The sequence below is a fragment of the Xanthomonas sp. NCPPB 3218 genome, from assembly GCF_056725185.1.
This window is the reverse complement of the sequence record NZ_CM161516.1, coordinates 308409-328512: the sequence shown is the minus strand read 5'-3', so window position 1 is coordinate 328512 and position 20104 is coordinate 308409. Positions and strand designations below refer to the sequence as shown.

Here is a 20104-nt window from a genome sequence, read left to right as displayed (position 1 = left end):
CCGCGCCGTATGGCGCCTGCCGACCACGCGCCTTGAGGCCTGAGGGCGTGGCAGCTCGGCCGCGCACGCTCAGGCCGCGCCGCACACCGCCAGCAATTCGCCCTTGCCCACCGGCACCACGCTGCAGGTGACTGCCGGATCGTCAGCCAGCAGCGCGGTAAACGGCGCCAGTTCGTCGGCATGCGACAGCGCATTGTCGACCACCAGCAGGCCGCCGCCGCGCAGCACGCGGCGCAGTGCCGGCCACCAGCGCACGTACTCGCCGCGCGCCGAATCCAGGAAGACCAGATCGATACTGGCGCTGGCCGCCTGGGTCAGCCACGTGCCGCCGTCGCCGTGCACCACATCCACCGACGCGGCCAGGCCGCTGCGTGCAAGCGTGGCCTGCGCCAGGGCCACCTTGTCGGCCGCAAGCTCCACCGTGGTGACGTGCCCACCGATTGCGACGGCCGCTTCGGCCAGCCACAGCGTCGAATAACCGTTGGAGGTGCCGATTTCCAGCACGCGCCGCGCAGTGGTGGCGCGTACCAGCACGGCCAGCAATTGCCCGGTGTCGGGCGTGATATTGAGCATGCGCCGGCCACGCTCCGGCTGGTGCGCATCGTTGTCGCTACCGAACCGTGCCAGTTCGTCCTTCAAGGCCTGCAGATCGATCATCACTACCTCGCCGGGACGGCTTCGTCATCGTGCCGCTGCAGGCGCTGCCGCTACCCAGCCGGATGCGGCAGGCCGCCTGTCGCAGTGTCTTAGTGCTTCAGCGCCGCAGCCAGGCGACCAGCAGGGCCACCGAGCCGGCGCCGCCGCTGACCCAGCTCCACACCGGCACCGTGCCCAGGTACCAGCCATTCGGGTGCAGGCCATACAGCACGGCAGCCACCACCAGCAGGCCGCTGCCGGTGATGGCAGTGACCACGCGCGTCTGCAGCTTGCGCAGGCTCAGGTCCAGCGCGCGCAGCTCGGCCGAGCGGATGTCGAGCTGGTGGCGGCCTTCCACCTGCTGCTTCAACCAGCTGTGCACCAGGCGCGGCATGTCCGGCGCATGGGTCATGATTTCCGGCAGGCGCTTGCGCAACTCGCCGAGCACGCGGCGCGGGCTGTAACGCTCGCGCAGGATGCGTTCCAGCACCGGCCGCGCCACTGCCCAGATATCCAGCCTGGGGTCGAGCTGGCGGCCGACGCCTTCGATGTTGAGCAAGGTCTTCTGCAACAGGATCAGCTGCGGCTGCAGCGTCAGTTCGTAGCGCTGCGCGACGCGGAACAGCTTGATCAGCACTTCGGCCAGCGAAATCTCCGACAACGGCCGGGTGAAGTACGGCTCGCACACCGAGCGCGCGGCCGCTTCCAGTTCGTCGATGCGCACGTTGTCGGGCATCCAGCCCGCCTCTACGTGCAGCTCGGCCATGCGACGGTAATCCTTGTGGAAGATCGCCATGAAGTTCTCGGCCAGGTAGTACTGATCTTCCTGCGAGAGCTGGCCCATGATGCCGAAATCCAGCGCAATGAAACGCGGATTGAGCCGGCGCTCCGGGTCGCTGTCGACCCAGATGTTGCCGGCGTGCGCATCGGCGTGGAAGAAGTTGTCGCGGAACACCTGCGTGTAGAACACCCGCACGCCCTTGGCCGCCAGCGCCTTGCGGTCGATACCGGCCGCATCGAGCTTGGCGATGTCGTCGGACGGAATGCCGTACACGCGCTCCAGCGTGAGCGCACGCTCGGCGGTGTGCGACCAGATCACCTCGGGCACGTACAGATCGTCCGAGCCTTCCCAGAACCGGCGCAGCACGCTGGCGTTGGCGCCTTCGCGCTGCAGGTCGAGTTCGGCCGACAGGGTGCCTTCGATCTCGGCCACCACTTCGCGCGGCCGGATCTTGTCAGCGCGCGGGTGGGTGCGTTCGACCAGCGTGGCCAGCGACTGCAGCAACGCGATATCGGCATCGATCTGGCGCTCGATGTCCGGGCGCAGCACCTTGACCACCACCTCGCGGCGCACGCCGTTGGCATCCGGCGGCAAGGTGGCCGCGTGCACCTGTGCGATCGAAGCCGAGGCCAGCGGCACGGTGTCGAACGCGGCAAACGCCACGCTCACCGGCAGGCCCAGCGCGCGCTCGACGATGAGCCGCGCCGCTTCGCCGTCGAAGGGCTTGACGCGGTCCTGCAGCAGGGTCAGTTCATCGGCCACGTCGGCCGGAATCAGGTCGCGCCGGGTCGACAGGATCTGCCCGAACTTGACGAAGATCGGCCCCAGTTCCTGCAACGCCAGCCGCAGCCGCGCACCGCGCGATTGCGCGGCGATTTCGGCACTGGCGCGCGGCACGAACGGCTTGGCCAGGCGCAGCCAGCGCTCGGCCGGCGTGTCCTGCAGCAGGTCGTCCAGGCGATAGCGCAGGATCACCCGGCCGATGCGGCTGGCCCGCAGCAGCGCCTTCATGCCGCACCTCCGGCCGCGCGCAGGCGCGCCACGCGTGCGGCCAGCCGTTCGACGTCGTCGCGCAGTTCGTCGACATCGTCGTGAAAGGCGTCCAGTTCGGCACGCGGCACCACGTCGCGCGATTCCTCGGTCACGAATTCTGCCGCGCTATGCGCCAGATCCACCGCGCTGCGGCGTGCCTGCTGCAGCGCTGCACGCACCGCATTGGCGATCTGCACGCCGAGGATCTCGCCGAACACCGCCACGAACGGCAGTTGCCAATCCGGATCGAAGCGGCCGGCCAGTTGCTGCAGCTGGCGCGCCAGCTCGGCATCGCCGGAGACCTTGAGCCGCCCGGCCGGTGCGCCGCTGCGGCGCGCGTTGGCCAGGAACGGCAGCTGGCCGAGCAAGCCGGCCAGGCTGCTGCGCACGGCCAGGTCCGGCTCCTGCGCCTGGTCCACCGGGCCGACCAGCAAGCGGCGCTCGTGCACGCGGATCTGCAGGGCCAGCGCAGGCGCCTCCAGGGTCAGTGCGATGCGTTGGCCTTCCAGTGGCAGCAGCGCATCACGGGTATCGGGGTCCAGTGCCAGCGCGCGGTTGAGCGCGGCTTGCAGGGCCTGGCCGGCGAGCGGCTTGAGTGAGTTGAACAGGGATCCGGGCATGGGCGCATTCTACCGTCCCCGCATGTCGCCACTGCTTGACGGTGGTGTGGCAAGTGCAAGCCGGAGGCCGGGGTGGCGATCATGGCAGGGCGCCTTGTGGCCAGGCCGCGTGCGTCGATCATGCAGGACTTCCTTCGGCACGCCTGCCGCGGGCATGCTGGCGACCTCATCACGCAGGTGGCAGGAGCAGGCAATGCGCAAGATCCGGGTCGGTCTCATCTTCGGCGGCAAATCGGCCGAGCACGAGGTCTCGCTGCAATCGGCGCGCAACATTCTCGATGCGCTGGATCCGCAGCGCTTCGAGCCGGTGCTGATCGGCATCGACAAGCAGGGCCAGTGGCACGTCAACGACCCCGACAGCTTCCTGCTCAATGCCGACGACCCGGCCCGCATCGCCCTGCATCGCAGCGGTCGCGGCGTGGCCCTGCTACCGGGCGCGCAGCAACAACAGCTGCGCCCGACCCAGCCGGAGCAGGCGCTGGCGCAGATCGATGTGGTGTTTCCAATCGTGCATGGCACGCTCGGCGAAGACGGCTCGCTGCAAGGGCTGCTGCGCATGGCCAATCTGCCCTTCGTCGGCTCCGGCGTGCTCGGCTCGGCGCTGGCGATGGACAAGGACCTGGCCAAGCGCGTGCTGCGCGATGCCGGGCTCGAGGTGGCGCCGTTCGCCTGCTTCAACCGCCACACCGCCGCACATGCCGACGTGGATGCGTTGATCGCGCAGTTGGGTTTGCCGTTGTTCGTCAAACCAGCCAACCAGGGTTCGTCGGTCGGTGTCAGTCAGGTGCGCAGTGCCGATGCATTTGCCGACGCGCTCGCATTGGCGCTGGCATACGACCACAAGGTACTGGTGGAAGCGGCGATCGCTGGGCGCGAGATCGAATGCGCCGTGCTGGGCAATGCCACCCCGCAGGCCAGCGTGTGCGGCGAAGTGGTGGTGCACGACGCGTTTTACTCCTACCAGACCAAGTACATCAGCGAACACGGCGCCGACATCGTGATCCCGGCCGACATCGATGCGCAGACGCAGCAGCGCATCCAGCAGATTGCGGTGCAGGCCTACCAGGCGCTGGACTGCGCCGGCATGGCGCGTGTGGACGTGTTCCTGTGCGCCGATAGTCGCATCGTGATCAATGAGGTCAACACATTGCCGGGCTTCACCCGGATCAGCATGTATCCCAAGCTCTGGCAGGCAAGCGGGCTGGACTACTGCAGTTTGATCACGCAGCTGATCGAGCTGGCACTGCAACGGCATGCTGACGATCAGCTGCTGCGCAGCGCGGTCGAGCCAGGCGCATGAGCCAGGCCCGTGTGCGCGCCGTGCAACCGCACGACCACCGCGCACTGCTTGCGCTCAACAATGCGCATGCCACCGAGCTGTCGTTGCTGGATGCCGACGGGCTGGCTGCATTGCTGCAACTGGCGTGGCACGCACGCCTCGTCGCGCCGGCGGATGGCCTGCTGATCGCGCTGGATCAAGGCGCGGCTTACGCCAATCCGAACTTTGCATGGATGGCGCAACGCTTCGCGCGCTTTGTCTACATCGACCGTATCGTGATCGCCGCGCATGCGCAGCGGCGCGGGCTTGCCAGGCAGCTGTATGACGAGCTCATCCACGCCGCGCGTGCAGCGGGGCAACCGCGGCTGGTCTGCGAGGTCAACCTGCTCCCACCCAATCCGGCATCGCTGGCGCTGCATTTGCAGCTGGGTTTCCAGCCGGTCGGTGACGCGCTGCTGGGCAACGGCAAGCATGTGCAATATCTCGAAAAACTGCTTTGAAACAGAAGCGATTCAACGATGGAGCGTCCACAACGCACATGGCCCGCCTCCTTGCGGAAGCGGGCCATGCGAGCGTCGACCGGCAGCGCCGCTGCCGTGACGTGTCGCAGCTAGGCGTTATACCTTGCCGCGACGGAACATCGAGATCACAGCCAAGATCAGGAACACCACGAACAGGATCCAGGCGATGTTGGTCGCCGCACCGGCGATACCGCTGAAGCCCAGCACGGCGGCAATGATGGCGATGACGAAGAAGATGATGGCGTAATGCAGCATGGCAAGGATTCCAGAAGTTGTCGTGCCGAATCGGCGCAGACGTATCCTGAAGATGTGGCGGTCTTTATCGAGTGATGGCGATGTCGTTGGAAGATGAGGATCGCAGCCGTTGCAGCCCCTCTTCGATGCTGACCTGCGGGACATAGCCGAAGTCGCGACGTGCCGGCTCCATGCTGTACCAGTGCGGCGTGCACAGCTGTTCCACCAGAAAACGCGTCAACGGCACTTCGCCAGGCAGACGCAACAGTGGCCACATGGTCTCGCAGATTGCACCGATTCTGTACGCAGTCTTGAACGACAACGAACGCGTCACCGCCGGTGCATCCACGGCAGCCAGCAGGCGATTGAGCAACTCGCGCATCGGCAAGGGCTCGCCGTTGGAGATGAAGTACGCCTTGCCCGCACACGCAGCACCTGCAACCAGATGTGCGAACGCATCGAAATGCGCCTGCGCGGCGTTGTCGATGTAGGTGCTGTCCACCAGGTTGCTGCCGTCGCCGACCATGCGCAGCCGGCCGGCGCGCGCACGCGCGGCCAGGCGCGGCAACAGATGATTGTCGCCCGGGCCCCAGATCAGGCGCGGACGCAAGGCCACCGTCGCCAGTTGCGCATCGTTGGCCGCCAGCACCGCGCGCTCGGCGATCGCCTTGGTTGCCGCGTACGCCGCGCGCAGGTCCTCGCCATACGGCACTTCGTCGGCGCCCAGGCCTTCCACCGGATTGGTGGCGCGATGGGTCACGCTGGGCGTGGAGGTATAGATCAGGCGCGACACACCATTGGCCCGACATGCGTCGAGCACGTTCTGCGTGCCCATCACATTGGCCTGGTGATAGCTGTCGTAGCTGCCCCACGCACCGGCCTTGGCGGCATTGTGGAAGACCGCATCGATGCCGGCGAAGGCATGCCGCACCGCCTGCGGATCGGCCAGGTCGCCACGGATCTGGCCCACGCCCAAACTCTGCAGCACCGGATAATCGCCGCGCTGGAAACTCACCACCTCATGCCCACGCGCGATCAAGCCGCGGCACAACGCCTGGCCAAGAAAGCCACCACCACCGGTTACCAGGATGCGCACGCATCACCTCCATCGCAAGGACGCACACGATAACGGGCGCGGCCGGAATTGGCGATGCGGCCAGCTGCGTGCGCGATACGCATCCACAGGTCAACCACGCTGCTGCGCCGCCCAGATCGCCAGCGTTTCGCGGCCGATCTTGGCGTTGTGGCGAATGTCCACCGGAAATCCGGAATGGCGCAGGAAACGCGTGACTCCAGCCGTGTGCGGGTGCGCAGCGCCCAGCGCGCGCAATGCGGTTTCCACTTGTGCAAATGCCGATGCCGGCACGCCAGGCTGCAATTCCACGCACAGCACCGGCTGTTGCTGTCCGGGTGCGCCGACACCGACCAAGGCGGTGCGCCGCACCTGCGGATGCACGTTGAAGACCGGCTCCACCTGCTCGGTGTAGAGCGGGCCGGTGGCGGTTTCCACGCGGTGGGTCTTGCGCCCGCAGAACCACAAGCGCCCTTCGGCATCGAAGTAGCCCACATCGCCCATGCGATGCACGATGCGTTCGCTGCCATCCGCGTTGCGCTCGCGGATCTTGGCAATCCGCGTGGCCGCGTCGCGGTTGAAGTAGGTGTCGGTGGTGGTGGGGCCAGCGACGGTGATCTCGCCCACCTCGCCCGCCGCCAGCACGCGCGCGCCGCTCCACTCGGGAATGGCCGCATCGTCGATGGCGATGATGCGCACCTCGTTCGGCGCGACGACCTGACCGACGCAGGTGCCGGCACCGGCCTCGGTGGCCGCGCGGGTGGCGTCCAGCGTACGCCCTTCAATCGCTGCCACCGGCAGGCATTCGGTGGCGCCATACGGCGTCCAGAATTGTGCATCTTCCGGCAACAGCGCGCGGATCTTGGCCACCACGTCCGGCGGCACCGGCGCACCGGCCGAGGTGGCCAGGCGCACGCTTGGCAAGGGCTGGCCGTAGTCGGCCAATACGCGCATCAATGCCGGCGAGCCGAACAACTGCGTGACTCCGAAGCGTTCGATCGCATCGTGCAGCTTGCGCGGATCGGCAGTGGCCGGGCGGGTCGGATCCATGTCCGGTATCACCGAGGTCAGCCCCAGTGCCGGATCGAACAGGGCAAACGGCGGAAACGTCGGCAGATCCACGCCACCGGGCTGCATGCCGAAGGCATTGCGCAGCAATTCGATCTGGCCGACGAAATGCCGGTGGCGGTACACCACGCCCTTGGGCACGCCGGTCGAGCCGCTGGTGAACAGGATGGCGGCCACATCGTCCGGCCCGGTGTTGGCCAGCTGACTGCCGGCGCCGGCGCCATCGCGCTCCACGCGCGCCAGTGTCACCCCGCCCCAGCCGTAACGGCCACCGACGCTGACGATCTGCTTTGCAGAGCGCGCCCACCGCAGCAGACGACGCGCCAGCTGCGCAAGCGGAATACCGATGAACGCCTGCGGCTGCGCTTCGTCCAGGCATTGCTTGAGCGCACGCTTGTCGATGCCCGGATCCACCAGCACCGGCACCGCACCGGCCTTGAACAAGGCAAACATCAGCAGGAAGAATTCCGGCGAAGGACGCACCATCACCACCGCGCGCGCACCGCGTCCGATGCCGTGCAGGGCCAGACCGGCAGCGATCGCATCGCTGCGCGCGTCCAGCTCGGCATAGCTCAAGGTCACATCGTAGGCGGCATACCCGTTGGCGGCGCGGCGGCCCGGGCAACGGATGGCGATCTGCGCGGGGCGCTCGCGCGCGAGTTCCGGCAGGGTGGCGGCGATATTGCAGAGAGTTGTCGTAGTCATTGCCGCATTATCACCCATGCGCCGACGGTGCCGGCCGCTTGACCGCGCTCAGGTCAGCTGCGCTGGTGCGTGCTCCCAACGCAGCGATGGCTGACGCGGCGATTGCGCGTCGTCGGGCCATAACAACACCGCGCGCGCGCGAGGTGCCTGCCCGCGCAAGGCGCAGCGCCTTGCACACACGCGCTGCGTCGAGCGATGCAGATGAACCGCTAACCGGCGCACGGCCGCGCCACTTGTATCGCAGCGTGGTTCGGTCAGAATGCCGCGCTCACCACGTTGTTTCGCCGCGCAAGGCCCGGCATTCCATGGCACATCCCTGCCTTACCTGCGGCGCTTGCTGCGCCTATTTCCGCGTCAGTTTCCACTGGAGCGAAGCCGATCCCGCATTGGGCGGCAGGGTGCCGATCGAGCTGACCGATGCGCTGCGCACCCACGAACGCGTCATGCGCGGCACCTCGCAATCGCAGCCGCGCTGCATCGCACTGGACGCGGACATCGGCCGCTACAGCCGTTGCAGCATCCATGATCGTCGGCCCTCCTCCTGTGCTGCCGTGCCGGCCTCGCTGGAATTCGGCCAGCGCAGCGCGCAGTGCGACAAATCCCGGCTGGCGCACGGCCTGCACGCACTGACCGAGGCCGACTGGCTGGGCGTGGACGAGGCGCAACGCAATCCGCTGCCACCGTTGTAACGGCCATCGCTGCGAGTGAGCGCGGCATCCACACGCAACGACCAACAGACCGACGGCATGGCCGGCCCCATCGTTCGTGCATCCGCGCTCTGCATGCAGCAGGCACTCATCGAGCGAGCGCCTGCGTGGCCATGCCAGCAGCGCTTACAGCGGGTGGCGCTCCAGAAATGTACGGATCGCCGGCACCAGCACTTCATGCTTGTCTTCCAGCACGTAGTGATTGGCATCGTCGAACGCGGTGACCTCGGCATTCGGTAGTGCCTTGCGGAAGCCGGCCAGGAAATGCTTGTCGAAGCAGATATCGCGCAGGCCCCAGGCGATGAACGCCGGGCGATCGGCGAACGACGGCAATGCCTGCGCCGAGCGCTCCAGCAGCGACCAGGCCTGGTCGGCGGGCGACAGCGGAATATCCTGCATGAAACGAATGGTGGAGATGCGATTGCGCCAATTGTTGTAGGGCGCCACATAGGCGCGACGCACCTCCGCCGGCATCCGCCGCGACACCCCGAACCAGGACGCGCCGGAGGAAAACGCATTGAACGTGCGAATGAACCACTCGCCCGGTCCCCAATGCCGCCCCATTGCGATCTGCCACGGCATCGGTTTTTCCGGCGGCAACGGGAACGCAGCGGTGTTGGTGATCACCAGCCGCTTGACCTGCGCATGGTGCGACAACGCCCAGCCGAACCCGATCATGCCGCCCCAGTCGTGCACCGCCAGCGTGACCGGACCGGTGATGCCCAGATGCCGCAACAACGTGTCCAGATCATCCACGCGCGACTGCAGCGTGTAGTCGTAACGCGGCTGCGCGTCGGGCGCATCGTCCGGCTTGTCGGACAGCCCCATACCGATGTGGTCCGGCACGATGCAGCGGTAACGATCCGACAGGCCACTGACCAAGTGCCGCCACAGATAACTCCACGACGGATTGCCGTGCAGCATCACGACCACCTCGCCATCGCGCGGACCTTCGTCCAGATACGACATCGCAATGCCGGGACGCACCTCAAGGCGCTGGGGAGTGAAGGGATAGCCGGGGTAGTTCATGACAAACGCATCCGATTCGATTCGAGAGAGCGCACATGGCGCAAGCGTTGGCCTGCCGTGCGTAGAGATTGGACATCATAGTGGTCGCCACGCTGCGACATGCTCAACCCACTGCGCGCAAGACGGCTACCTGGATCAATTACAGGCTTCATCGCGCTTCCGTCGAAGGCATTGGATAAGGCGGTAGTTGATGACCATCGCCGGACAGAAGTTTCAGGAATGCAGGGTGCAGGAACAGTTTTTCCTTGCCCAGCCGCTGCTCTTGCAGCACACCGATGGTCACCAGTTCCTTTAGATGGCGTGCAGCGGTCTGCCGAGTCACGCCCATCACGTCCACGACATTCTGGATGCGGCAATAGGGCTGATTGAAGACCACTTCGACAAGTTCGCGGCTATAGGCCTTGGGGGCGTGTTCGCGCACATGATCACGCGCCCGCGTCTCCAATCCTCGGATCGCCTGGATCTTCGCCGTCGTCCACGCAGCTGTCTCTGCAACGGCGGCAAGCATGTACTGAATCCACTCGGCCCAGCGACCGTACCGGGTGACATCCAGCAGCAGTCGATAGTAGTCGCTGCGATGGCGAATGATGTAGCGCGACAAGTACAGGACGGGGACATCGAGCAGGCCTTGCTCGATCAGCATCAGCAGATTCAATACACGTCCGGTACGCCCGTTGCCATCGGTGAACGGGTGGATCGCTTCGAATTGATAGTGCGCGACCGCCATCCGGATCAATGGATCGATATCGGTGCATTCATGAATAAAACGCTCCCAATTGGCCAGCTTGTCGCGCAGCAGTGTCTCGCCGACGGGCGGGGTATAGATGATCTGCTGGATCTGATCGTTGGCCAGCGCAGTCCCGGGCACGCGACGGATCTGCATTTGCACAGCTTTAATGCGGCTGCACACCACCACGGCGGTTTCTGTACATAGCGGTCGCTGCTGCAGCGACTGGAACCCTTCGTAGAGCGCGCTACGGTAACGCAGGGCTTCCTTGGTCGCCGGATTCTGGGCGCGCTCCTGATCGTCTGCATAACGGAACAAGTCATCCGTGGTGGTGACGATGTTTTCGATCTCCGAACTCGCCTGTGCTTCCAGGATCGGGATCGTATTGATCAGCACTGCCGGATTTGGCAGCAATGCGGTGGCCTGCTTCAGCTCGGCCAACGCAGTGCGCGCCACGATGCAGGCCTTGAGCAAGGCGCGCGTTTCGATATCTCCCGCCGGAGGAAGCGGCGGGAGCGCGTTGTAGGGCTGCTCGGGATTGAACACCAGCGCGTCGTCCATGCCTACACCGGTCATGTTGCAAGAGCGAACATGATGCAATGACGTGTACTAAAAATCCATTTTTCTTAACACGTCACATGTTGCAACTTACCAGACCACTTCCGCCATCGAGCAGTTCAGGCCAGAACCAATTCCCATCAACGCGATGCGGTCGCCCTTCTTCAAGCGGCCGAGCTCCTTGAGCTTGCTGAGCACGATCGGGACCGAAGCCGGGCCGATGTTGCCGTGTTCGCCGAAAATGGTCATGACCTTGGCCGGGTCGATGCCGAACGACTTCACGAATGAAGCGGTATGCGGGCGGCTGACCTGGTGGATGACGAACTGGTCCAGCTCGTCCACTGCCCAGCCCATCGCCTGCTTGGCGGCCAGGAAGGTCTTCTGTGCCAGCTTGATGCCTTCGATCAGCAGCAGGCGGGTGTCGGTGACCATGCGGTCCAGGTTGCCGCGGCACAGCTTGTTCCATTCGGTGGCCGAGCGGGTCACGCCACCCTTGTAGCGCGGGGCATCGGGCACCAGCTCGGTGCGCGCCATCACCATCGCTGCGGCACCGCAGCCCAAGGTCAGCGCAGCGAGTTCATTGCGGAACTCTTCTTCGGTGACGTCGGGCGAGGTCATGCGCTCGAGGGTCTTTTCGTACACCAGGTTGGCGGTTTCGCCATCGACGACCAGCGCATAGTCGATCTCGCCGCGCTCAAGCATGCGGGCGGCGATGTCCATGCCGTTGATGAAGGCAAGACAGGCGTTGGCGACGTCAAAGGTGACGCAGTGGTCGCCGACCCCGAGGTTGCCGGACACGATGGAGGCGGTGGACGGCTCCAGGTAGTCGCGGCTCACCGAGGTGTTGACCAGCAGGCCGATCTTCTCGATGCCGATGCCGGCGTCGAGCAGCGCCTTGCGCGCAGCCTGGGTGGCAGCGTCCGAGGCCTGGACATCCTGGTCCCACAAGCGCCGTGCATGGATACCGGCAACGTCGCCCAACACGTCGGTTCTGATCCCGAGGCGGTCGTAGGTCGGTTGCAGGCGCTCGTTGATTTCCTTGGAAGTCAGCGTGTGCGGCGCATCAATATGCGCCAGTCCCGCGATGGAGACATTCTGGAAGAGCATCGAAGTAGCGCCATGGCGTCAGGCGAGGGGGCGCTAGTCTAGCCGCTGGCTGGTTTTACCGCATCTTTACAATTGCAGCGGCCGCGCCCCAGCCCAACGGTTCAGCGCGGCGGGCAGCGGAAGGCGTTGAAGCGCTGGCTGCCATCGGCCGGCTGGCCCTGCGCCTGGACCGTATTGGCATTGGCGCCCGGCGCCTCGTTGCGTGCCAGCGTTTCCAGTTCTTCCTGCACCCGCAATGGGTTGCGGTTGTAGAAGCCGACCTTGCTCTTGACCGATACCACCACCTCGCCCTGCTGCTGACAGCCAGCTGGCACAGGGCCTGCGGGCAGCACCTGCACGCCTTTGCCGCTTTGCTCGATCGGCACCCAGGTACAGGCCGTGGCAGTGGTGGCAACCAGAACAGACAGCATCAGCACGCGCATAAGTCTTAGACACCTGAGGACGAAGCCGGATTGTGCCGCAGTTGCCGGGCGGCGATCGGCGTGCGCTGCGTGGCCGCATGCCACGCATTCAGCGCGCTGAACACCAAGCAGATCGTCGTGTCCTCTCGCTTCGGCCGGTGTCCGGCGCCCGCAACCGCGTCCGGGTGTCCGGACGCGGACACCGCTACGGCGCACAAATCCCTTTAAAAACAATCCACTGCAACTGGCACGCGGTTTGCTGCATGGCATGGGCAAGCAGCGGGCAGCGACCTCGATCAATGAAAATGACTGCCAGCTGAATAAATAAAACTGCGCCGCGAAAGTTATTGCACTTACCGAAACGGTGTACTACCTTACTACCACACCACTGATCACCCACACCAAGAGACCTCGCCATGAAGACTCAGACCCTGCGCATCGCCCTCTCCGCCGCCCTGTTTGCCGGTACCGCCCTGGCCGGTTTCGCCCAGGCCGCCAGCCTGACCACGCTGGACACCGTGCAGGTCCGCCCGTCGGCCGACCAGATCGCCCAGCAGGCGCTGGAGCGCAGCAGCGACATCCCTACCCTGGCCGCCGTGCAGGTGCGTCCATCGGCCGAGCAGCTGGCCGCCCTCGCCGCCGAGCAGGCCGGCCCGCGCATCCCCACCCTCGCTGCGGTGCAGGTGCGTCCGTCCGCCGACCAGCGCGCCGACCTGGTGACCCGCAACGCCGCTGCCAGCGCGCAGAGCACCTCCGGCCAGGCTGCTGCCGCCATCGGCGCGCTGATGGGCCAGGTCATCGTCAACCTGCCGGTGCCGCAGCTGCAGCCGTCGCCGGTCGAACTGGAAGCGCTGGTCAACGCCGCCATCAGCCTTTGAGCACGCGCGCAGCTACACTGCGCGCATGTCAGCCCCCGTCCTCGATGTCATCCTGTTTCAGCCGGAAATTCCGCCCAATACGGGCAATGTGATTCGCCTGTGCGCCAACACCGGCGCGCGCCTGCACCTGATCGAGCCGCTCGGCTTCGACCTCAGCGACAAGCAGCTCAAACGCGCCGGCCTGGACTATCACGAATACGCAAGCCTGCAGGTGCATGCCGACCTGCCCACCGCCCTGGCCGCGATCGCGCCCAAGCGCGTGTTTGCACTGAGTACGCGCAGCACCGTGCGTTACGACACACCGCAATTTGCCGATGGCGATGCCTTCCTGTTTGGTCCGGAAACACGCGGCTTGCCCGCCGACGTGCTGGAGTCGATCCCGCCACAGCACCGGCTGCGCCTGCCGATGCGCCCGGACAACCGCAGCCTCAATCTGTCCAACACTGTTGCGGTGATGGTGTTCGAAGCCTGGCGTCAGTGGGACTTCAGCGGCGGCCGATAACCGTGGCGATGCAGACGGCTGGCTGACTGCGGCACCGTCCGCCCCGATCCCGGCGCGCAGCATGGTTCCCGTACCGGTCTGTCACTCAACGCGTGCTCCGCGCGTACGTCAGTCGCGGGCGTTGCCGTTTGCGTGCTGCTCCGCGCCGCTGCCATGACCTCATTGCATCACCTGGGCATCGGTCGCTGCCTGCAGCATGCCGCGGCAGCCTGCCCAGAGCGCCACCGCCAGCAAGGCGATGGCGCCCAGCGCCAGAAACGCGATGCGATAGCCGAAGGCGTGCGCCAGCCAGCCGCCCAAGGCCGGGCTCAGCGCCGCGCCCACACCTTGCACCGTCATCACCGCGCCCTGGCCGACATTGACGCGCCCGGTGCCCTGCAGCAATCGCGCCACCAGTGCCGGCACCACCACGGCCTGCAGGCCGGCGCCGAGTCCGTCGAGGATCTGCACCGGAAACACGCCCCAGCCATGGATTAGCGACGCTGCTACCAATGCACGCAGCGGCAAGGCCATGAAGGCCACCAGCAGCACCCACCAATGCCCGTGCACGCGGATCCAGCGCATCGCCAGCAATGCCACCACCACCATCGTGGCCTGCGCGACCACGATGGTGGTCGCCGTCAGCGCACTCGCATCGCCCGCATGCGCGGCCACGATGGCCATGCCGTAGAGCGGCAGCATCGCCGCATTGCCCAGGTGGAACAGCCCCAGGGTGATGGCCAGCAAGGCCAGTGGCCGGCAGGTCAACAACACCCGCCAGCCGCTGAGGGTGTCCGCGCCGTCGGCGTGGCCCAGGCCGCGCGCTGCGCGATGGTCGATGGCCGCAGACGGAATCAGCAGCACCGCCGCGATCGCCAGCACACCGAACGCGGCGGTGAGCACGAACACCGCCGCAAACCCGTAGCGCCAGCCCAGCCAGCCGGCCAGCACCGCGGCCAGCATGTTGCCGGCGTGGTTGGCGACCTGATTGCGCGCCAGTTGATGATCGAAGCCGCGCGCGTGCACCAGCCCCAAGGTGATGCCGGTGAGTGCCGGGCCGATGCCGGCTGCCGCCAACGCCGAGACGATCTGCGCGGTGACCACACCGGAGGAAGTCGGATGCAGCCAGATCAGCGCCGTGGCCAACAGGATCGCCAGGCAGCCCACCACCACCACGGCGCGCTTGCGCCGGGTGCTATCGACCAGTGCACCGGCCGGGGTGGTGGCGAGCATGCCGGCGATGCCGCCGACGCTCATCACCGTGCCGATCGCCGCCACCGACCAGCCCCTGGATTGCAGGAACACGCTGAGAAATGGCCCCAGCCCGTCCTGCACATCGGCCACGCTGAAATGCAGCGCCTCCAGTGCGCGGCTGCCACGGGGACGCGGTGTGCTCATGCGCATCGGCGCTCTCCACGAAACGATGAAAGGCGACTGCGCATGCTGGGCGGCATGTGCGACCCAATTGCGGTCGCACGGCGCCAGCACGGCAGTCGCATTGCAGGCTGCTAGTGCTTCGGCTTCGGCTTATGCGCACCCGGACCATGCGGATGCTCGATCTGCTTCAGCGACGCGGCCTTGGCGCCCAAGGCATGCGCGTGGACCAGCACCCCGTGCGGGGTCGTCCTGGTATCGCCTTCGGCCACCAGCGTCTTGCCGACCACCAACTGCTTGGCGAAGTCCTCTCCGGCATGCGGTGGGAACCGCACCGTGACCTCGTCGTCCAGCAACACGCCATGCACCTGCCCGTGCGGGCCGTGCAGCAGGCGCGCGATGGTGCCGCTGTGCTGGGTGAGCTGCGGCTTGGGCGGCTTGCCGGCAGGCGGTTTGGGCTTGGGCTTGGCATGCGGCCCGTGCGGGCCCTCATCGACGATGCGCTTGCCGCCTTCCGGATCGATCGCCAGGGCCACCAGCATGTCCACATCGCGCGGCTTGAGGCCGCGCACGCTCAAGGTGCTGCCGGGCTTGAGTGCCTTGAGCAAGGCGACGGACAGGTGCGGCGGCGTGTGCACCTCGGTGCCGTCGGTCAGCAGCAGGCCGTCGATATCGGCCTTGGGGTTGAGCAGAAAGCGCGCCAGCGTGCCGCGGGTTTCGGGAAGGAAATCAGGGTCGACCCAATGCATGAAAAACTCCAGAGAAGTGAGAACCGGCCGATGCCGGCAAGCCGCGCCCGTCGCCACGCATGCGGCGTGGTGAACAGGCGCGTAGAGGGGAACGCGACGGGTAAGCGCCGCAACGTGGGCGGCGGCGCCCTGGATCAACGCGGCGCCGGAGCCGGCGCTGGCGGTGCGGCCGGCGGGACAGGCGGGGCCGGTGGTGCGGGCGGCACCGGGCCGTCGGGTCGCGGCGGGCTGAACAACGCACGCTGCGAGGCGCGATCACGGCCCAGTTGGGTGGCTTCGATGGCGCGGCCGTTGGCGGTGGCAACCCCGAAGCCGCTCACGCTCAATGGCGCGCCGGCCCGCAGCAGATCACCGAACTGCAGCGCCAGATGCGGCGGCATCCGCACCAGCGTGCCATCGCTCAGTAACGCGCCATTGGTCTCGCCACCCGGGCCGTAGACCAAGCGCTCGATGCGTCCTTCCGCCTGCAACGGCGTCAACGCAGCAGGCGCTGGCGGCGCCGGCGGCATGGCGCCCGCCGGCGGCTGGTCGACCACTTCGCGCCCACCACGATTGGAGCGGATGCTGCTGGCGCGCAGCACCGGCAGGCTGCCCAGGCGATAGCCCTGCACGCTCACCGTATCGCCCCGGCGCACCGCAGCCTGCAACTGTGCGGACAGATGCGGTGCAAATGCCACCTGGGTGCCATCGCGCAACCACAGGCCGTCGACCTCGCCATTGGGATTGAGCATGAAGCGCTCGACCGTGCCGGTGATGCGCACCGGGGTGGCGGCCAACGGCGCAGGCGGTGCGGGCGGCACCGGCGGAGCCGGCGGTGGCGTGCCGACCGGCGCGCGCGGCGCCATCGGTGCTGCCGGCGGTGTGGGAGCCTGCGCGGCAGCGGTCGCCACGCTGCAGGCCAGTGCGAAAGCAAGTGCGGTCTGACGAATCATGCGATGTCTCCAACGCGGCAGGAGCGCCGCTCGCCCTGGAGATAAAGCAGCAATCGTGCCAACGGCGAGTCCGTTGTTTTATAAGGGTTTTGTGTCTGCACGCGCGCGGACAATCGTCTGCGTTTCATCCACCACTGTCCGCTTTGCAGACACTTTGCAGCTCGGGTTGCGTGTCACCCCTGCAAGGCAAGAACGTGCCTGGCACCCTCGACGGTAGCGTGCGCGTGCCGATGTCCGGGCTGGATTTCGAACGCGTGGTGCTGCGCTTTCCGGCTGCGCCGTTTGCTGGTGCAAGGCCGTAGCCAATGCTGCGAGTGGCAGCGGCGACATGTAACCAACAGGTGCGCATGACAACAGGTACACGTGCTGCTGTGCGCGTATTGCGTCGTGACCGAGGCGGCAGCCTGCAACCATCGCGTCCGGTGATCGCTGCGCCTACTGTAGGCCGTACTCATCGAGCTTGCGGTACAGCAGCTGGCGATGAATGCCGAGCCGGCGCGCGGCTTCGGCGCGGTTGCCGCCACTGTGCGCCAAGGCGTCCTGGATCATCTGCCTTTCCAGCCGCGCCACCGCCTCGGGCAAGCTGCCTTCCGGTGGCGCTGTCGTCGTGGGCTGCTCGGCATCGTGCTCGAGCGCGTCGTCCAGATCCGCGGCAACGATGCTGTGGCCGCGCACCAACAGCTGGCTGCGCTGCATGACGTTACGCAGCTCGCGCACGTTACCGGGCCACGGGTAGGCCAGCAGCCGCGCTTGCGCGTCCGCCGACAGCGCGCGCGCCGCGCCTTCGCCGCTGCGCAGAAAATACTGCGCAAGCAGCACGATGTCCTGCCCGCGTTCGCGCAGCGGCGGCAGTTCGATCGGCACCACATTGAGGCGATAGCGCAGATCGCTGCGGAACTGTCCTGCCGCCACCCACGCCGCCAGATCGCGATGCGTGGCCGCCAGCACGCGCACATCCACCTTCTGCGCGCCGCGCCCGCCCAGCGGCGTCACTTCGCCTTCCTGCAGGAAGCGCAACAACTTGGCCTGCATCGGCAGCGGCATGTCGCCGATCTCGTCCAGGAACAACGTGCCGCCATCGGCTTCGCGAATCAGGCCGATGCGGTCGCTGGTCGCCCCGGAAAAGGCGCCCTTGCGATGGCCGAACAATTCGCTTTCCATCAACTCCAACGGGATCGCCGCACAATTGACTGCCACGAACGCCGCATTTGCGCGTGCGCTGGCGCGATGCAGGGCGCGCGCGACCAGCTCCTTGCCGGTACCGGTTTCGCCGGTGATCAACACCGGCAGATCGGAAGCTGCCGCCAGCCCGATGCGTTTATGCACGGTACGCATCGCCGGACTGTGGCCGACCAGGCCGTCGTCGTCGTCGTCGGGTGGTTCGCTCGCTGCGGCATCGGCGTCGGCATCGGCGCGACTTGCCAATGCACGCTCCACCACCTCGACGATATCCGCACGCCCCACCGGCTTGACCAGGTGATCGAACGCACCCAGCGTCATCGCCTCGATGGTGTTGCCGCTGGAGGCGTACGCGGTGAGCATCACCAGCGGCACCTGGCGCGCGCGGGGATCGTCCGCACGCGCACGCAGCACCTGGATTCCGTCCATGCCGGGCATGCGGAAGTCCACGAACGCCAGCTCGATGCCGCCCTCGTTCAGGCGCAGCAAACCATCGGCGCCGTTGTCGACCGCGATCACCGTATGGCCGAGCGAGCGCAGCGTTGCCTGCAAGGTGGCCAGAAACGCCGCATCGTCGTCGATGATCAGGATGCGCGCCATGGCAGCTCCAGAATGAAATGGGTCATACCGTCGGCGTGTGCATAACGCACCTGCCCGCCATGTGCACGGGCGATCTCGCGCACCAGCGCAAGCCCCAGGCCATTGCCGTCGGCGCGACCGCTGACGAACGGCTCGAACAATTGCGAAGCGATGGCATCGGCGATGGCCGCGCCACGATTGCTCACCCGTAGCTGCAGCAACCCATCGCTGGCGCTGGCCTCCAGTGTCACCGCGCTGCCTGCATCGGCGTGCTGGAGCGCGTTGCGCAGCAGATTGTGCACGGCACGGCCGAGCTGCTGCGGATCGAGCATCCACTGCAGCGGCGCGTCCGGGACGCGCAGCTGTGGCGCCGGCGCGCCCGGCGGCAGCACGGCAGGATCGAGCAAGCTCGCCAGCCAGTCCTGCACCACCACCGTCTCCAGCTGCAGCCGGATCGGCTGCACCATGCCGAGCAGACTTTCGACCACCCCATCCAGGCGACGGATCTGCCCCAGCATCAGCTCAGCGTGCGCGGCATCGTCCGGCGTGCCCTGGCGCGTGGCGATTTCGTTCTCCACGGCCAGGCGCATCGTGGCGATGGGGTTGCGAATCTCATGCGCCACCGTGGCGGTCAGGCGCCCGAGTGCGGCCAGCCGCTCGTGCCGTGCCAGCTCGTCGGCCAGCCGCCGCGTCTGCGCCAAGGCCTGCGCATTGCGCTGTGCGTAATCGCTGACTGCAGCGCCCAGCCGGTCCAGCTCGGGTGCGCCGGTGACCGGAATCTGCGGAAGTTCGGTATCGGCGGCCAGCGCCTGCTGGATGCGCTGCAGGCGCTGACTCCAGCGCCGCACCACCACGCCCAGGGCAATCGCCGACATTGCCACCATGGCGAAGATCAGCAGCATGCCGATCGCCAGTGGCCGCCAGGCATCGGAGGTGCTGGCCGGCACCCGCGACATGGTCCAAGCGGCGGTTCCCGCGGCCAATGGGCAGGCGCTGATCAGCACCACTTCGCGGCTGCCGTCGCGACGAAAATCCACGGCCTTGTTGCCCACCGCACTCTGCCGCGCGGTACTGACGATCGTGGTCCACTCGGCGGCCGGGATATCGGTCTTGTGATCGCTGCCGTCGTAGGTGGGATAGGCGTAGGCAACGAATCCCTTGTCGAGGTTCCACACCCCGCCCTCCACACCGGGCGCATCGGCCAGCACCAGTTGCACCACCACCGCGGCCAACCCGGCGCCGTTGTCGCCGCTGCGCGCCGCCTCGCTCGCGCCGGCGTAGCGCTGCACGATGCGTGCGCATTGCGCGGTCAATTGCTGGCGCGCATCGTCCAGTCGCACGCCTTCGGTCTGTCGGTACAGGCCATACAACATCGTGGCCACGCCCACGCAGGCAGCCAGGATCACCACCCAGATCAGCAGCAACTGGCGCAACAACGAACGAGGCATGCGAGGG

At 66.7% G+C, this 20104-nt stretch carries 21 protein-coding genes; 6 read left to right on the top strand and 15 right to left on the bottom strand.

The window, feature by feature from the left end; all coding sequences use genetic code 11:
* Positions 1-69: 69 nt before the first annotated feature.
* The 3 genes from AC1PLS_RS01420 to AC1PLS_RS01410 all read right to left on the bottom strand — a co-directional run bounded on the left by AC1PLS_RS01420 (position 70) and on the right by AC1PLS_RS01410 (position 3069).
* Complete coding sequence (locus tag AC1PLS_RS01420) at positions 70-657, bottom strand: O-methyltransferase (protein ID WP_104590707.1); 588 nt, start codon at positions 655-657, stop codon at positions 70-72.
* A 97-nt stretch (positions 658-754) separates the two neighbouring features.
* Entirely contained in the window at positions 755-2428 is a 1674-nt protein-coding gene (ubiB, locus tag AC1PLS_RS01415) for a ubiquinone biosynthesis regulatory protein kinase UbiB (RefSeq protein ID WP_039814160.1), read from the bottom strand.
* On the bottom strand, positions 2425-3069 hold the full coding sequence (locus AC1PLS_RS01410) for a ubiquinone biosynthesis accessory factor UbiJ (protein WP_046345336.1): 645 nt from the start codon (positions 3067-3069) through the stop codon (positions 2425-2427). The genes ubiB and AC1PLS_RS01410 overlap by 4 nt, the downstream gene beginning before the upstream one ends.
* A gap of 193 nt (positions 3070-3262) precedes the next feature.
* On the opposite strand from AC1PLS_RS01410, the gene ddlA reads away from it, so the two are divergent.
* Complete coding sequence (gene ddlA / locus AC1PLS_RS01405) at positions 3263-4369, top strand: D-alanine--D-alanine ligase (protein WP_481104108.1); 1107 nt, start codon at positions 3263-3265, stop codon at positions 4367-4369.
* Positions 4366-4848, top strand: coding sequence for a GNAT family N-acetyltransferase (locus AC1PLS_RS01400; RefSeq protein ID WP_126965464.1), 483 nt, complete (start codon positions 4366-4368; stop codon positions 4846-4848). Before ddlA ends, AC1PLS_RS01400 begins: the two co-directional genes overlap by 4 nt.
* 117 nt (positions 4849-4965) lie before the next feature.
* Here the strand turns inward: AC1PLS_RS01400 and AC1PLS_RS01395 are convergent, their stop codons facing one another.
* From AC1PLS_RS01395 to oleC, 3 genes are all read right to left on the bottom strand, one after another.
* Positions 4966-5124, bottom strand: coding sequence for a DUF1328 domain-containing protein (locus AC1PLS_RS01395; protein ID WP_003468167.1), 159 nt, complete (start codon positions 5122-5124; stop codon positions 4966-4968).
* Positions 5125-5188: 64 nt separating this feature from the next.
* Positions 5189-6199, bottom strand: coding sequence for a 2-alkyl-3-oxoalkanoate reductase (gene oleD, locus AC1PLS_RS01390; RefSeq protein ID WP_481104107.1), 1011 nt, complete (start codon positions 6197-6199; stop codon positions 5189-5191).
* Between the two features lie 90 nt (positions 6200-6289).
* Complete coding sequence (oleC, locus tag AC1PLS_RS01385; protein ID WP_184432537.1) at positions 6290-7948, bottom strand: olefin beta-lactone synthetase; 1659 nt, start codon at positions 7946-7948, stop codon at positions 6290-6292.
* 305 nt (positions 7949-8253) lie between these two features.
* Between oleC and AC1PLS_RS01380 the strand changes: the two genes are divergently transcribed.
* Entirely contained in the window at positions 8254-8637 is a 384-nt protein-coding gene (locus AC1PLS_RS01380) for a YkgJ family cysteine cluster protein (protein WP_024939040.1), read from the top strand.
* A gap of 144 nt (positions 8638-8781) precedes the next feature.
* Here AC1PLS_RS01380 and AC1PLS_RS01375 read toward each other — a convergent pair whose 3' ends face one another.
* The 4 genes from AC1PLS_RS01375 to AC1PLS_RS01360 all read right to left on the bottom strand — a co-directional run bounded on the left by AC1PLS_RS01375 (position 8782) and on the right by AC1PLS_RS01360 (position 12498).
* Positions 8782-9684, bottom strand: a complete 903-nt coding sequence (locus AC1PLS_RS01375) for an alpha/beta fold hydrolase (RefSeq protein WP_024939041.1) — start codon at positions 9682-9684, stop codon at positions 8782-8784.
* 148 nt (positions 9685-9832) lie between these two features.
* The gene (gene fic / locus AC1PLS_RS01370; protein ID WP_166762692.1) at positions 9833-10972 is read right to left on the bottom strand and encodes a protein adenylyltransferase Fic; all 1140 of its coding nucleotides are present in this window, start codon (positions 10970-10972) and stop codon (positions 9833-9835) included.
* Positions 10973-11059: 87 nt separating this feature from the next.
* On the bottom strand, positions 11060-12076 hold the full coding sequence (locus AC1PLS_RS01365) for a 3-oxoacyl-ACP synthase III (RefSeq protein ID WP_016903994.1): 1017 nt from the start codon (positions 12074-12076) through the stop codon (positions 11060-11062).
* Positions 12077-12177: 101 nt separating this feature from the next.
* Positions 12178-12498 (bottom strand): DUF4156 domain-containing protein, encoded by a 321-nt coding sequence (locus AC1PLS_RS01360; protein ID WP_016903993.1) that lies wholly within the window; start codon positions 12496-12498, stop codon positions 12178-12180.
* Positions 12499-12893: 395 nt separating this feature from the next.
* Between AC1PLS_RS01360 and AC1PLS_RS01355 the strand changes: the two genes are divergently transcribed.
* Entirely contained in the window at positions 12894-13355 is a 462-nt protein-coding gene (locus AC1PLS_RS01355; RefSeq protein ID WP_024939044.1) for an XAC0231 family protein, read from the top strand.
* Positions 13356-13380: 25 nt separating this feature from the next.
* On the top strand, positions 13381-13857 hold the full coding sequence (locus AC1PLS_RS01350; protein WP_039517704.1) for a tRNA (cytidine(34)-2'-O)-methyltransferase: 477 nt from the start codon (positions 13381-13383) through the stop codon (positions 13855-13857).
* A 159-nt stretch (positions 13858-14016) separates the two neighbouring features.
* Here AC1PLS_RS01350 and AC1PLS_RS01345 read toward each other — a convergent pair whose 3' ends face one another.
* The 3 genes from AC1PLS_RS01345 to AC1PLS_RS01335 form a co-directional block, all read right to left on the bottom strand.
* Positions 14017-15240: an MFS transporter gene (locus AC1PLS_RS01345; protein ID WP_046345326.1), complete on the bottom strand. Its 1224-nt coding sequence runs from the start codon at positions 15238-15240 to the stop codon at positions 14017-14019.
* Between the two features lie 104 nt (positions 15241-15344).
* Positions 15345-15959, bottom strand: coding sequence for a hypothetical protein (locus AC1PLS_RS01340; RefSeq protein WP_184432539.1), 615 nt, complete (start codon positions 15957-15959; stop codon positions 15345-15347).
* 134 nt (positions 15960-16093) lie between these two features.
* Positions 16094-16891 carry a hypothetical protein gene (locus AC1PLS_RS01335; protein ID WP_102255380.1) on the bottom strand — a complete coding sequence of 266 codons (798 nt, stop codon included), beginning with the start codon at positions 16889-16891 and terminating at the stop codon, positions 16094-16096.
* A 170-nt stretch (positions 16892-17061) separates the two neighbouring features.
* On the opposite strand from AC1PLS_RS01335, the gene AC1PLS_RS01330 reads away from it, so the two are divergent.
* Positions 17062-17193, top strand: a complete 132-nt coding sequence (locus AC1PLS_RS01330) for a hypothetical protein (RefSeq protein WP_260214094.1) — start codon at positions 17062-17064, stop codon at positions 17191-17193.
* A 133-nt stretch (positions 17194-17326) separates the two neighbouring features.
* Here AC1PLS_RS01330 and AC1PLS_RS01325 read toward each other — a convergent pair whose 3' ends face one another.
* Entirely contained in the window at positions 17327-18670 is a 1344-nt protein-coding gene (locus AC1PLS_RS01325; protein WP_184432541.1) for a sigma-54-dependent transcriptional regulator, read from the bottom strand.
* Positions 18655-20097: a sensor histidine kinase gene (locus AC1PLS_RS01320; RefSeq protein WP_065033157.1), complete on the bottom strand. Its 1443-nt coding sequence runs from the start codon at positions 20095-20097 to the stop codon at positions 18655-18657. Before AC1PLS_RS01320 ends, AC1PLS_RS01325 begins: the two co-directional genes overlap by 16 nt.
* Positions 20098-20104: the final 7 nt, after the last annotated feature.

What these genes read in the sequence shown, in the direction of transcription:
- AC1PLS_RS01420 (WP_104590707.1), bottom strand. Translation starts at nt 657, where the DNA reads ATGATCGATCTGCAGGCCTTGAAGGACGAACTGGCACGGTTCGGTAGC.
- ubiB (WP_039814160.1), bottom strand. Translation starts at nt 2,428, where the DNA reads ATGAAGGCGCTGCTGCGGGCCAGCCGCATCGGCCGGGTGATCCTGCGC.
- AC1PLS_RS01410 (WP_046345336.1), bottom strand. Translation starts at nt 3,069, where the DNA reads ATGCCCGGATCCCTGTTCAACTCACTCAAGCCGCTCGCCGGCCAGGCC.
- ddlA (WP_481104108.1), top strand. Translation starts at nt 3,263, where the DNA reads ATGCGCAAGATCCGGGTCGGTCTCATCTTCGGCGGCAAATCGGCCGAG.
- AC1PLS_RS01400 (WP_126965464.1), top strand. Translation starts at nt 4,366, where the DNA reads ATGAGCCAGGCCCGTGTGCGCGCCGTGCAACCGCACGACCACCGCGCA.
- AC1PLS_RS01395 (WP_003468167.1), bottom strand. Translation starts at nt 5,124, where the DNA reads ATGCTGCATTACGCCATCATCTTCTTCGTCATCGCCATCATTGCCGCC.
- oleC (WP_184432537.1), bottom strand. Translation starts at nt 7,948, where the DNA reads ATGACTACGACAACTCTCTGCAATATCGCCGCCACCCTGCCGGAACTC.
- AC1PLS_RS01380 (WP_024939040.1), top strand. Translation starts at nt 8,254, where the DNA reads ATGGCACATCCCTGCCTTACCTGCGGCGCTTGCTGCGCCTATTTCCGC.
- AC1PLS_RS01375 (WP_024939041.1), bottom strand. Translation starts at nt 9,684, where the DNA reads ATGAACTACCCCGGCTATCCCTTCACTCCCCAGCGCCTTGAGGTGCGT.
- fic (WP_166762692.1), bottom strand. Translation starts at nt 10,972, where the DNA reads ATGGACGACGCGCTGGTGTTCAATCCCGAGCAGCCCTACAACGCGCTC.
- AC1PLS_RS01365 (WP_016903994.1), bottom strand. Translation starts at nt 12,076, where the DNA reads ATGCTCTTCCAGAATGTCTCCATCGCGGGACTGGCGCATATTGATGCG.
- AC1PLS_RS01360 (WP_016903993.1), bottom strand. Translation starts at nt 12,498, where the DNA reads ATGCGCGTGCTGATGCTGTCTGTTCTGGTTGCCACCACTGCCACGGCC.
- AC1PLS_RS01355 (WP_024939044.1), top strand. Translation starts at nt 12,894, where the DNA reads ATGAAGACTCAGACCCTGCGCATCGCCCTCTCCGCCGCCCTGTTTGCC.
- AC1PLS_RS01350 (WP_039517704.1), top strand. Translation starts at nt 13,381, where the DNA reads ATGTCAGCCCCCGTCCTCGATGTCATCCTGTTTCAGCCGGAAATTCCG.
- AC1PLS_RS01345 (WP_046345326.1), bottom strand. Translation starts at nt 15,240, where the DNA reads ATGCGCATGAGCACACCGCGTCCCCGTGGCAGCCGCGCACTGGAGGCG.
- AC1PLS_RS01340 (WP_184432539.1), bottom strand. Translation starts at nt 15,959, where the DNA reads ATGCATTGGGTCGACCCTGATTTCCTTCCCGAAACCCGCGGCACGCTG.
- AC1PLS_RS01335 (WP_102255380.1), bottom strand. Translation starts at nt 16,891, where the DNA reads ATGATTCGTCAGACCGCACTTGCTTTCGCACTGGCCTGCAGCGTGGCG.
- AC1PLS_RS01325 (WP_184432541.1), bottom strand. Translation starts at nt 18,670, where the DNA reads ATGGCGCGCATCCTGATCATCGACGACGATGCGGCGTTTCTGGCCACC.
- AC1PLS_RS01320 (WP_065033157.1), bottom strand. Translation starts at nt 20,097, where the DNA reads ATGCCTCGTTCGTTGTTGCGCCAGTTGCTGCTGATCTGGGTGGTGATC.